At 42.1% G+C, this 11,857-nt stretch carries 12 protein-coding genes and 1 pseudogene; 12 read left to right on the top strand and 1 reads right to left on the bottom strand.

Annotation, left to right across the window (positions count from 1 at the left end; genetic code table 11):
• Positions 1-10: 10 nt before the first annotated feature.
• The 8 genes and pseudogenes from def (at position 11) to IW22_RS13355 (ending at position 7,351) form a co-directional block, all read left to right on the top strand.
• Complete coding sequence (def, locus tag IW22_RS13390) at positions 11-592, top strand: peptide deformylase (protein ID WP_034727175.1); 582 nt, start codon at positions 11-13, stop codon at positions 590-592.
• Positions 593-614: 22 nt separating this feature from the next.
• Positions 615-2,954, top strand: a complete 2,340-nt coding sequence (locus IW22_RS13385) for a ribonucleoside-diphosphate reductase subunit alpha (RefSeq protein WP_034727174.1) — start codon at positions 615-617, stop codon at positions 2,952-2,954.
• 52 nt (positions 2,955-3,006) lie between these two features.
• The gene (map, locus tag IW22_RS13380) at positions 3,007-3,780 is read left to right on the top strand and encodes a type I methionyl aminopeptidase (RefSeq protein ID WP_034727172.1); all 774 of its coding nucleotides are present in this window, start codon (positions 3,007-3,009) and stop codon (positions 3,778-3,780) included.
• A gap of 12 nt (positions 3,781-3,792) precedes the next feature.
• Positions 3,793-5,132: pseudogene (locus tag IW22_RS13375) on the top strand (dihydroorotase).
• A gap of 12 nt (positions 5,133-5,144) precedes the next feature.
• Positions 5,145-5,777 carry a 2,3-bisphosphoglycerate-dependent phosphoglycerate mutase gene (locus IW22_RS13370; protein ID WP_051891230.1) on the top strand — a complete coding sequence of 211 codons (633 nt, stop codon included), beginning with the start codon at positions 5,145-5,147 and terminating at the stop codon, positions 5,775-5,777.
• A gap of 13 nt (positions 5,778-5,790) precedes the next feature.
• The gene (locus IW22_RS13365) at positions 5,791-6,606 is read left to right on the top strand and encodes a UDP-2,3-diacylglucosamine diphosphatase (RefSeq protein WP_232789357.1); all 816 of its coding nucleotides are present in this window, start codon (positions 5,791-5,793) and stop codon (positions 6,604-6,606) included.
• Positions 6,603-6,905, top strand: a complete 303-nt coding sequence (locus tag IW22_RS13360) for a hypothetical protein (RefSeq protein ID WP_034727169.1) — start codon at positions 6,603-6,605, stop codon at positions 6,903-6,905. Before IW22_RS13365 ends, IW22_RS13360 begins: the two co-directional genes overlap by 4 nt.
• Positions 6,902-7,351 (top strand): BT0820 family HAD-type phosphatase, encoded by a 450-nt coding sequence (locus IW22_RS13355; RefSeq protein WP_034727168.1) that lies wholly within the window; start codon positions 6,902-6,904, stop codon positions 7,349-7,351. The genes IW22_RS13360 and IW22_RS13355 overlap by 4 nt, the downstream gene beginning before the upstream one ends.
• 13 nt (positions 7,352-7,364) lie before the next feature.
• Here the strand turns inward: IW22_RS13355 and IW22_RS13350 are convergent, their stop codons facing one another.
• Positions 7,365-7,754, bottom strand: a complete 390-nt coding sequence (locus IW22_RS13350) for a metal-dependent transcriptional regulator (protein ID WP_034727167.1) — start codon at positions 7,752-7,754, stop codon at positions 7,365-7,367.
• A 167-nt stretch (positions 7,755-7,921) separates the two neighbouring features.
• Here IW22_RS13350 and IW22_RS13345 point away from each other — a divergent pair, with 167 nt between their 5' ends.
• From IW22_RS13345 to IW22_RS13330, 4 genes are read left to right on the top strand one after another with little or no spacing between them, the layout of a single operon-like run.
• A complete protein-coding gene (locus tag IW22_RS13345; protein ID WP_034727166.1) occupies positions 7,922-8,842 on the top strand; it encodes a metal ABC transporter solute-binding protein, Zn/Mn family in 921 nt (306 codons plus the stop codon).
• 5 nt (positions 8,843-8,847) lie between these two features.
• The gene (locus IW22_RS13340) at positions 8,848-9,633 is read left to right on the top strand and encodes a metal ABC transporter ATP-binding protein (protein ID WP_034727163.1); all 786 of its coding nucleotides are present in this window, start codon (positions 8,848-8,850) and stop codon (positions 9,631-9,633) included.
• Between the two features lie 11 nt (positions 9,634-9,644).
• Positions 9,645-10,928 carry an iron chelate uptake ABC transporter family permease subunit gene (locus tag IW22_RS13335; RefSeq protein ID WP_034727160.1) on the top strand — a complete coding sequence of 428 codons (1,284 nt, stop codon included), beginning with the start codon at positions 9,645-9,647 and terminating at the stop codon, positions 10,926-10,928.
• A gap of 15 nt (positions 10,929-10,943) precedes the next feature.
• Positions 10,944-11,843, top strand: coding sequence for a metal ABC transporter permease (locus IW22_RS13330; protein ID WP_034727157.1), 900 nt, complete (start codon positions 10,944-10,946; stop codon positions 11,841-11,843).
• The last annotated feature ends 14 nt before the right edge of the window (positions 11,844-11,857 follow it).

Raw genomic sequence — 11,857 nt, 5'->3', positions numbered from 1 at the left:
ATATATAAAAATGAAATTAGCGGTTTACGGATATGGAAATACGGTATTGAAAACCGAGGCAGAGAAAGTCGGGAAAGACTTTCCTGACTTCCATCAGCTTATTGCCGATATGTGGGAAACAATGGAGCAAGCCCAGGGATGCGGATTGGCTGCACCGCAAATCGGAAAATCACTCCAACTCTTCGTAGCAGACAGCAAGGTTTTGTATGATAATATGGATGAAGCCGAACGCAAAGCAATTTTTACAGAAGGCGATACCGGCATAAGGGAAGTTTTTATCAATGCCGAAATCATTCGTCTTTCTGAAAACAAATGGGAAGAAACCGAAGGCTGTTTGAGCCTGCCCTTTCTTTCTGGAAAAGTAATCCGCTCGTGGTCGGTGGAACTGCAATATCAAAATCAGGATTTTGAAACCGTCAGAAAAACATTCAACGGAATGACCGCCCGTGTCATCCTGCACGAATACGACCATACGCAGGGCATACTTTATATAGACCGTGTAAAGCCTTTGAGTAAAAAGCTGATGGAAGCCAAATTAAAACAGGTACTCAAAGGCAAGGTAAACACGCACTATAAAATGAAATTTAGGTAACAACATAATTCAACGCAACTCAATGTATGTAATAAAAAGAAACGGAAAACAGGAAGCCGTACATTTCGACAAGATAACGGCAAGGGTACATAAATTGGTGTACGGGCTTTCTGTAACAGAAAAAGATGTTATCGAGATAGCCAAAAAGGTTATCCAGGGCATTTATGATAATGTAACCACTACCGAGCTGGACAATCTTGCCGCCGAAACTGCGGCTGCCTATACCACGGTACACCCCGATTTTGCAGTTCTTGCTGCCCGTATTGCCGTGAGTAACCTGCATAAAAATACTTTAAAGTCATTTTCTAAAACGGTTAAACTGCTGTATGAATACAAAGATCCGATAACGGATAGCCACGCACCGCTGTTATCAAAAGAAGTGTACGACATCATTCGCAAAAATGCCGATGAGATCGACAGCAGCATCATTTACGACCGGGATTACAATTTTGATTACTTCGGATTTAAGACACTCGAACGTTCCTACCTTATCCGAACCAATGGCAAAGTAACCGAACGCCCGCAGCATCTTTTTATGCGTGTAGCCATCGGCATTCACAAAGAGGATATCAAAGCTGCCATAGAAACCTACAACCTGATGAGCGAGAAATGGTTTATCCACGCCACGCCCACGTTGTTCAATGCTGGCACACCCAAACCGCAGATGTCTTCCTGTTTCCTTTTGAGTATGACCGAGGACAGCATTGCAGGAATTTTTGATACTTTGAAACGTTGTGCTCTGATTTCACAGTCTGCCGGAGGCATCGGTCTGAGCATTCACAATGTAAGGGCAACAGGCAGCTATATCAAAGGAACGGGTGGTATTTCCAACGGCATTATCCCGATGCTCCGTGTGTTTAACGATACGGCACGGTACGTGGATCAGGGCGGCGGCAAACGCAAAGGAGCGATTGCGGTCTATCTGGAACCGTGGCACGCCGATATTTTTGACTTTCTCGACCTCCGCAAAAACCACGGCAAGGAAGAAATGCGGGCAAGGGATCTGTTTCCTGCACTGTGGATACCCGACCTCTTTATGAAGCGTGTTGAAGCCAATGCCGACTGGTCTTTGTTCGACCCCAATGAAACGCCCGGATTATACGATGTGTACGGCAATGCCTTTGAAGAACTTTATGAGCATTATGAAGCTGAAGGGAAATACCGAAAACAGGTAAAAGCCCGTGAACTTTGGAATGCCATCTTGGAAGCCCAGATTGAAACAGGTACGCCCTATATGTGCTATAAAGATGCCGTCAATGAAAAATCCAACCAGAAGAATATCGGTGTCATCCGCAGTTCCAACCTGTGTACGGAAATAATGGAGTACACCAATGCAGATGAGGTAGCCGTGTGCAACCTCGCATCGCTGGCATTGTCTCGCTATGTTTCCGAAAATGGTTTTGACTTTCAGAAACTGTATGAGGTAACTAAAATCGTTACCCGAAATCTGAATAAAGTCATAGACGGCAATTACTATCCCGTACCCGAAACCGAAAACTCCAATTTCAAACACCGTCCGATAGGTTTGGGTGTACAAGGATTGGCAGATGTATTTATCCTGTTGCGGTTGCCATTTGAAAGTGAAGAAGCCAAGCAATTGAATATCGACATTTTTGAAACCATATACTTTGCCGCAATGGAAGCCTCTATGGAATTGGCAAAAGAGCAAGGTGCTTACGAGAGCTTCAAAGGTTCGCCTTTGTCCGAAGGCAAATTCCAATTTGACCTTTGGAACGTAACAGCTTCGGAACGTTGGGACTGGAACAGATTGCGGAGAGAAGTAATGGAATTTGGCGTACGCAATTCGTTGTTGCTTGCCCCAATGCCAACGGCTTCTACCTCGCAGATATTGGGCAACAACGAATGCTTTGAACCCTATACCAGCAACGTGTACAACAGGCGTGTACTTTCAGGTGAATTTGTCGTGGTGAACAAACATCTGCTTAATGACCTTACAGGACTTGGGCTGTGGAGTCCTGCAATGAAAAACAAGCTGATAGCCGAAAATGGTTCGGTACAGAACATCGCCGAAATTCCGGATGATTTAAAAGAGCTATACAAAACGGTATGGGAGATCAAGCAGAAAACCATTGTGGATATGGCAGCAGACCGGGGTGCGTTTATCTGCCAGTCACAGTCACTGAACCTGTTTATGGCGGAACCGAATATGGCGAAGCTCACCTCAATGCACTTTCACGCCTGGAAAAGCGGTCTGAAAACAGGAATGTACTACCTGCGTACCAAAGCGGCGGCAGACGCTATCAAATTTACTGTAGAAAGCGTGCAATCGGCAGAAGAGAAACAGGCAGATATTTCCTGCTCGCTGGACAATCCGGAGGAATGTATCGCTTGCGGAAGCTGATAGTGAATGGTTCACTATCGACTATAAATTTTTACCATTAACACAATAAGTTATGTCAATAACAGCAGAAACCGATATGATCGGGATGCAGGCGGTTAGCAAAGCGGTTGCCCTTACTTTAAGGGCGATGCAGAGCTACGCAAAGCCGGGAATGTCCACCAAAGAGCTGGATGATTTCGGAGCACGGATGCTTTACAGCTTCGGGGCTAAATCAGCTCCATACTCCACCTATAAATTTCCGGGCTGTACCTGTATCTGTGTCAACCACGAAGTGGCACACGGTATCCCTTCAGCATCAAAAATATTAAAAGACGGTGATCTGGTGAACGTAGATGTATCTGCCGAAATGAATGGCTTTTGGGCGGATAACGGAGGCTCATTTGTATTGGGACAAGATATTCATAATCACAATTCCCTTGTAGAGGCATCCAAGCAGATATTGAAGAAAGCCATTAGTAATATCAAAGGAGGTGTACGGATAAAAGACGTAGGGTATATCATAGAAAAGGAAGCCGATAAACGGGGCTACAAAGTGATACACAACCTTACTGGACACGGCATTGGAAAAAAACTGCACGAAGAGCCGTCCATACCCAATTATCGGGATCAAATGAATTTCAGCCGTTTCAGGAAAAATTCGGTCGTTGCAGTGGAAACCTTCATAGCTACGCATTCAACATTAGCCGTATTGGATAACCCAAAACTGGACGAATGGACACTGGTAGGAAACAAAGGAGGCTATGTAGCCCAGCACGAACATACCATTGTCGTGACGGATGGTGCACCGGTAATATTGACGGAAGCCAACGGAATATGGAATTTATAGAAGATTAAGACTGTGCAGCCAACGATAATAAAAAATATAAGTATTGTCAATGAAGGTCAGATTACTATTGCTGACTTACTCATTGAAAATGGAATAATCCAAAAGATAGGTTCTGCAACTGCCTTTCCTGATATAAAAACCATTGACGGCAACGGTAAATATCTGTTACCGGGCATTATTGATGCACAGGTTCATTTCCGTGATCCGGGGCTTACGCACAAGGCAGACCTCTACACCGAGAATAAGGCAGCAATTGCTGGTGGCGTAACCTCTTTTATTGATATGCCCAACACGAAACCCAATGTGCTTACGCTGGACATTTGGAAAGAAAAATACCGAATAGCACAAAGTAAATCCCTGGCAAACTTCGGCTTTTTTATGGGCGTGAATGCAGATAATATTGATGATATAATTCAGATGGATATCGCACAGTTTTTAGCGGTGTCAGACGACGGCTTGTATTTTACAAAGAAAGGGAATTTGCTTGCAGATAATCCGCAGGTAATGGACAAGTTGTTTGCCAACTGCAAATGTATCATTGCCGTACACGCCGAAAAGGAAACCATCGTTGCTTCAAACGAAGAAGTGTATAAACAGCAGTATGGAGAACAGATCCCTTTTCATCTGCACCCACTCATACGAAGTGAAAACGCCTGTATAGAAGCCACCAAAGATTTTATCGCATTGGCAGAGAGATACAAAGCACACCTTCATATCCTGCATTTGAGCACATCGGCAGAAGCACGCTTGTTCCGAAATGACATCCCTCTGAAAGACAAGAAAATCACGACCGAAGTCTGCGTACAGCACCTGTGGTTTTCGGAAAAGGATTATGACCGTTTAGGGGCATTGATAAAATGGAATCCAGCTATAAAATCTGAAAATGACAGGAAAGGCTTGATGCAAGCTCTTTTGGATGACCACATTGATCTGATTACCACCGATCACGCACCGCACACACTTGAAGATAAAGATGGCAACTATTTTACCGCAGTGTCAGGTGCTCCAATGGTGCAGCATTCGCTGAACATTATGCTGGAATTTTATATGCAGGGAATTATCCCGATAGAAAAAATTGCCGAGAAAATGTGCCACAACCCTGCTATTCTTTATCAGATCAAAGACAGGGGCTTTATCAGGGAAGGTTATGCCGCAGATATGGTGATAGTGGATATGGACAGCAAGTGGAAAGTTAGCAGAGATAATACTTTGTATAAATGTGGCTGGTCGCCAATGGAGGGAACTGTATTTCAATCAAGGGTACCCACACATTTGTAAACGGGCATCTTGTGTATGAAAACGGAACTTTTTATGAAGAAATAAAGGGGCAGGCATTAGTTAAGTATCAATAAATCAAACAGACTATGACAAAATTATTTTTAGTCCGACACGGGCAATCGCAATGGAATCTGGAAAACCGCTTTACGGGTTGGCAGGATGTGGACATCACGGAACTTGGGGAACAGGAAGCCAAACAGGCAGGAATAGCTTTAAAAGATGAAACAGTAGATGTGGCGTTTACATCAAAGCTCATCAGGGCACAGCATACCTTAAAAATTATTCTGAATGAAACAGGTAAAACAGATATGCCCGTTATTATCGACGGTGCATTGAACGAACGTTCCTACGGAATGCTTGAAGGGCTTAACAAAGCCGAAACAGCCGAAAAATACGGAGCCGAGCAGATACATATATGGCGGCGTTCTTTTGATATAGCCCCGCCCGGCGGAGAAAGCCTAAAGGACACTTACGACCGTGTAATACCGTATTTTGAAAACTTCGTACAGCCACAGTTGCAGCAGCATAAAAATGTACTCATTGTTGCACACGGAAACAGTTTGAGAGCTTTAATAATGTACCTGGAACATCTTTCACCTGAAGAAATCTTACAAAGGGAAATCGCAACCGGCGAGCCGTTAACCTATGCTTTGGACGATCAGATGAATGCCGTGAAGCTGGGCAAGAGTTTATACATACAACCCAAAACGGTAGTTTAAAAAAGAACAATGTTTGAAAACAGGATACCGTCACATCATTTTAGGAAATGGCAAAAAGATATATTTTGCTTCGGATATTCACCTGGGAGCACCATCTTATGAGGAAAGCCGCCGGAGGGAACTGTTTTTTGTTGACTGGCTGGATACTGTAAAAAATGATGCAGGAGCTGTTTTCCTGTTGGGGGATATATTTGATTTCTGGTTTGAGTACAAAACGGTCATTCCAAAAGGCTTTGTAAGGTTGCTCGGAAAGATGGCAGAAATAACTGACAGTGGCATACCTGTATATTTTTTTGCGGGCAACCACGATATGTGGATGGACGGTTACTTTGAAAAAGAGCTTAACATTCCAGTTTTTCATAAACCGGAAATATTTATTATTAACGGAAAACGTTTTTTCATCGGTCACGGAGATGGTTTGGGTCCCTATGACAAAGGATATAAACGCTTGAAGAAAGTATTTACAAATCCGTTCTGCATCAGATTGTTTCGCTGGTTGCACCCCGATATAGGCGTTCGATTAGCTCAATACCTGTCCGTAAAGAACAAGCTCATTTCAGGCAACGAAGATGTAAAGTTTCTTGGAGAAGAAAAGGAATGGCTGGTTCAGTATGCAAAAAGAAAACTGGAAATGGAACATTACGATTATTTTGTTTTCGGACACAGGCATCTTCCTTTACAGGTAAAGCTCAATACCAGATCTGAATACATCAACCTCGGAGATTGGATACAGCACTTCACATTCGGTTTTTTTGATGGTACTGAAATGAAATTGAAGCAGTTTGACTGCCCGTCAAGAACCTATAAATTTATCAAAGACAAAAAATGACAAAAAACGATTATCCAATCCTTTTAATTGCCGATAAACTTCAGATTGATGAAGTTTCTGCGAAGCATTCCCAAGAGGAACAGTTTGAAGCATTGGTATTTTACTTAAACCATCTGATACAATCGGACTTCAACAGGTTGCTGAGCATCCTGTACCGCATAGATGTTTCTGAAGATAATGTAAAAAGTGCACTGGCACTGGATGCAGGAAAGCAGTCTTCAGGACATACAATAGCCCGTCTGCTAATTGAGCGGGAAACGGAAAAAATAAAACTTAGAGCAAAATACAGCAAGAAATGAACCTTATTGACACGAAAGGAAAAGTAATCGCCGTTGACTTTGACGGTACTATTGTAGAGCATAAATACCCCGTCATCGGTAACGAAATGATGTTTGCATTTGCTACGCTAAAAGCATTCCAGTCAAAAGGACACCGGTTGATATTGTGGACATACAGAAAAGGAAAAGAGCTGGAGGAAGCAGTTGAGTTTTGCAGGCAAAACGGAATGGTATTTTATGCTGTCAATGAAAACTTTCCCGGAGAAACAGTCGAGGGAGATTTCAGCCGAAAGATTAATGCCGACATTTTTATAGACGACAGAAATGTAGGCGGCTTTTTAGGATGGGATGTTATCTGGCAGACATTGCACCCTGAAAGCGGCGACTATGCCCATCAGTTGAAGAATAAAGATGCACATATCAATTACAGAAATGTAAAAAAGAAACGTTGGTTCGGATGGGGCTAAATATCCCTTTAATCTATCTTTTGTAAAGAATTAGTGCTCGCTTTATCTTTTTAAATAATACAGGTTCATTCAGCGTAATTATTTTTTCTGCAATACGCTGGCTGTCCTCTTCATTCATATCCAGTTTTTGAATTAGAAATTTTCGTGTCAATGTTAGTTGCCTCGAAATAACTGAAGCTATTCGGATGCCTTCCTCCGTCATTTCACAGCCATAATATTTGCTGTACGATACCAAGCCCCTTGCAGCCAGTCTTTTCAGCATATCGGTAGCAGAGGGAGCTTTTACTTCGAGCAGTTTTGCCATTTGTGAGGTGGAAATACGCTTGCTATCTGTTGCTAAAACCCGATACATCTTTAACAGATACGTTTTTTCGGCAGTTGTCAATTCGTTTTTTTCTTCCATATAGTATCAGCATATTATAATTGAACAACTCTTGAAACAGAGTCTGGGGAATTGATTTTATGAATAGCAAATATAGAATATTAGCACCTAATTGTTATATCAGTCTAACTTTTTTATTAACTTTGTCTAAATTTTAGTTTAAAGAATTGAGTCTAAAAATCAGATAGATGAAGAAATACGCATATTATTTAAGCATTTTTACTTTGTTGGTTACCATCATTTCCTGTGAGGATTCCAAAAAATCTGCAACAAAAGGAAAACCCTACATTGTGACTACAACAGGAATGATAGCCGATATAGTAGAGAACATAGCCGGCGATTCTGCAACAGTTGAAGCCATTATGCAACCCGGAGTAGATCCTCACCTGTACAAAGCCAGTCAGGGCGACCTAAAAAAAATAATGGATGCAGATTATATCTTTTATAACGGTCTGCATCTGGAAGGTAAAATGGGAGAAATATTAGAAAAGCAAACACACGTAAAACCTGTGATTGCATTGGGAGATTCTATCACAGTATCCAAAGTATTAAAGGTTTCCGAGAGTACCTATGATCCACATATCTGGTTTGATGTGGTACTTTGGAAAGAGGCTGCGGAAGTAACTTTAAGAAGCCTGATGAAACTTAACCCAGAAAACACCGCTTATTATCAGCAAAATGCGGATAGATACCTGAAAGAATTGGACGAACTTGACCAATGGGTAAAAAAAGAAATATCAACCATTCCAAAAAACAGAAGGGTGCTGATTACCGCACACGATGCATTCAGCTATTTCGGAAAGGCTTATGGAATTGAGGTTAGAGGATTACAAGGTATATCCACTATGTCCGAAATAGGTTTGCGGGATGTGACCGATTTAGTCAATTACATCATCAAAAATGATATTCCCGCAGTATTTGTGGAAAGTTCCGTTTCGGACAAATCACTCAAAGCTGTGGTGGAAGGTGTGAATAATAAAGGGAAAAAACTGACCATCGGAGGCAATCTCTTTTCAGATGCAATGGGTGCAAAAGGCACACCCGAAGGCACTTACATCGGAATGGTGAAACACAATGTGAACACCATCGTAACCGCATTAAAAAAGTAAATAAAATGATTATTCAATCTGAAAATCCTGTACTGGAAGTACACGACCTTACCGTAAGTTATTCCAGCAAACCTGCCCTTTGGGGTGTTGATTTTAGTTTGCCCGAAGGTAGCATTACGGGTATCATTGGTCCGAATGGTTCCGGTAAATCCACTTTGCTCAAATCCATAATGGGTTTAATTCCGTTGTCGAGTGGTTACGTGAAAATATTCGGAAAAGACCTGGACGAAATAAGAAGCCGTATAAGCTATGTTCCCCAACGGGAGTCGGTAGATTGGGATTTTCCGGTGTCGGCACTCGATGTAGTGCTGATGGGACGCTATGCCAAGATCGGAATGCTTCGCAACGTACGCAGTTCGGACAGAAAAATAGCAATGGAATGTCTGGAAAAGGTGGGAATGAGCGATTTTGCCAAAAGGCAGATTTCACAACTTTCGGGTGGACAACAGCAACGGGTATTCATTGCCCGTGCTTTGGCACAGGAAGCCGATTTTTACCTGATGGATGAACCCTTTGCAGGCGTAGATGCGGCTACTGAAGAAGCTATTATTACGTTACTGCGTGAGATGGTCAATGCTAAAAAGAACGTCATTGTAGTACATCACGATTTAGATACCATTACCGAATATTTTGACTGGCTCGTAATGCTCAATATGCGATTGGTGGCTTCTGGTCCTGTAAAACAGGTTTATATCCCCGAATTGCTCAAAAAAACGTATGGAACACGTTTGTCTATATTGGCAGAAGCCGGTGATTTATTGGCTAAAGATAAATTTTCCGAAAAAGGATAATACGCAAGGCAATGGATAATTTAATCAACTTCTTTTCTTTCAATGACCCTAACATCAATTACGTTGTACTCGGGAGCATTCTGCTTTCGGTAAGTGCTGCTATTGTAGGTTCGTTTATTGTATTGAAAAAAAAATCTCTTGTGGGTGATGCCGTTTCGCATTCGGTTTTACCGGGAATCTGTGCCGCTTTTCTATTTGCAGGGACTAAAAATATTTCCGTGATGCTTATCGGTGCATTTGCATCGGGATGGCTATCATTGGTTACTATAGACTACATTACCGCTAAATCAAAAATCAAAAAAGATGCCGCCATCGGGTTGGTGCTTTCCGTGTTTTTCGCCCTGGGTATTGTTATGATGACTTACATACAGCAATCAGGTAATGCTGCACAGAGTGGTCTGGATCGTTTTATATTCGGGAAAGCCGCTACGCTGGTCGGTAGCGATTTGATAACGTTCTCCATTATTGCCGTAGTGTTGATTGTGGCTACACTTGCTTTTTTCAAAGAATTTACCATTATCGCTTTTGATGAACATTATGCCGAAGTATTGGGATTGCCCGTTCGGAAATTAGACCTTTTATTGACCAGCCTTACCGTGTTGGCTGTGGTAACGGGAATTACTGCTGTAGGCGTGGTTTTGATGGCAGCGATGTTGATTACACCAGCCGCAGCCGCACGATACTGGACACATAATATCAGGCGGATGGTTGGATTGGCAGCTATATTCGGAGCTGTATCAGGATTGGCTGGAGCTTATATTTCCTATATCGCTCCGGCGATGCCTACAGGACCGTGGATGGTAGTAGTTTCGTCATTGATTGCCTTTTTTTCTTTCTTTTTTGCTCCCTTGGGAATTGTTCCCAAAACAATGAAGCGAAATAAAAACAGTCGTACAATGATGGATGAAAATATATTGAAACTGTTTTATCAAATCGGTGAAAAAGGAAATGATTTTAGCAAAAAAAGAACTGTAGATGAACTGTTGGATTTCCGAAAAATGCACCCGGCTCAATTGAAATCGGGATTGAACAGACTAAATCGTCAAAATCTGGTGGTAAAGGATAGTTTAAATTGGCAACTGACTGAAAGCGGTCTTGAAAAAGCAAAAAAGATAGTAAGGTTGCATCGCTTATGGGAATTATATCTGACCAATTATATGGACATAGCTCCTGACCACGTACACAATAATGCCGAAGAAATGGAGCATTACATCACACCCGAACTGGAAAAACAATTAGAAAAATATTTGGAGAACCCGGAAACAGATCCGCACGGAACTGTAATTCCGAAATAATAGAAAACTGAAAAAATGATAGCGTTTTGGATTATATTAACGGGGGCATTGGTCGCTATTTCCTGCGGATTGCTGGGTAGTTTTTTGGTGCTTCGCAAAATGAGTATGGTAGGCGATGCTATTAGCCACGCTGTATTGCCGGGTATTGTCATTGCTTTTTTATGGAGTGGCAGTCGAGATACGCTTCCGATGCTTTTGGGTGCGGGAGCCACGGGATTACTGGCTACTTTCATTATTGAATACCTACACCGTAAAGCCCGTTTACAGACGGATGCTTCTATCGGGATTGTGTTTACTTTTATGTTTGCCGTGGGCATTATACTCATCAGCACCTTTGCCGGAAAAATTGATCTGGATCAGGATTGTGTTCTTTATGGAGAACTCGCTTATGTTCCCATTAATCTTTGGATACTTCCAGATGGCACAAGTATTGGTCCCAAACCTGTGTACATACTTTCGGTAGTGTTATTGCTCGTTATACTGTTTATCTATTTCGGGTACAAAGAGTTGAAACTGACTTCATTCGACCCGTCATTTGCATCTGCGATCGGGATTTCTACTGCATTATGGCACTACCTGCTGATGGCGGCTGTGTCTTTTACAACTGTGAGTGCGTTTGAATCCGTTGGTGCGATATTGGTCATTACGTTTCTTATTGGTCCGCCTGCAACGGCTTATTTGCTGACGGAAAACTTAAAGAAAATGCTTTTTATTACTGTCGGTATCGGTATCCTGGTTTCATTTACCGGATATTGGCTGGCGTATTGGCTCAATGCTTCCATTGCCGGATGTATGGCGTTAATGACAGGTGTTGTGTTTGCTGTTGTTTTTGTTTACACGAAGTTTGTGGTAAAATATAAGAAAAGGAAGCTAATTGAAAATGAACTTTCTCAATTACAGGAAAGCAATGTTTAATTAAAATATTTTGA

Origin of the sequence: Chryseobacterium sp. JM1 (assembly GCF_000737715.1) — a bacterium.
Classification (GTDB): domain Bacteria; phylum Bacteroidota; class Bacteroidia; order Flavobacteriales; family Weeksellaceae; genus Chryseobacterium.
This window is presented reverse-complemented; position numbering and strand designations above follow the sequence as displayed.

Coding starts and splice junctions, on each gene's coding strand:
- IW22_RS13370 (WP_051891230.1), top strand. CDS start 5,145: ATGACAAAATTATTTTTAGTCCGACACGGGCAATCGCAATGGAATCTG.
- IW22_RS13350 (WP_034727167.1), bottom strand. CDS start 7,754: ATGGAAGAAAAAAACGAATTGACAACTGCCGAAAAAACGTATCTGTTA.
- IW22_RS13355 (WP_034727168.1), top strand. CDS start 6,902: ATGAACCTTATTGACACGAAAGGAAAAGTAATCGCCGTTGACTTTGAC.
- IW22_RS13330 (WP_034727157.1), top strand. CDS start 10,944: ATGATAGCGTTTTGGATTATATTAACGGGGGCATTGGTCGCTATTTCC.
- IW22_RS13360 (WP_034727169.1), top strand. CDS start 6,603: ATGACAAAAAACGATTATCCAATCCTTTTAATTGCCGATAAACTTCAG.
- def (WP_034727175.1), top strand. CDS start 11: ATGAAATTAGCGGTTTACGGATATGGAAATACGGTATTGAAAACCGAG.
- IW22_RS13340 (WP_034727163.1), top strand. CDS start 8,848: ATGATTATTCAATCTGAAAATCCTGTACTGGAAGTACACGACCTTACC.
- IW22_RS13345 (WP_034727166.1), top strand. CDS start 7,922: ATGAAGAAATACGCATATTATTTAAGCATTTTTACTTTGTTGGTTACC.
- IW22_RS13335 (WP_034727160.1), top strand. CDS start 9,645: ATGGATAATTTAATCAACTTCTTTTCTTTCAATGACCCTAACATCAAT.
- IW22_RS13385 (WP_034727174.1), top strand. CDS start 615: ATGTATGTAATAAAAAGAAACGGAAAACAGGAAGCCGTACATTTCGAC.
- map (WP_034727172.1), top strand. CDS start 3,007: ATGTCAATAACAGCAGAAACCGATATGATCGGGATGCAGGCGGTTAGC.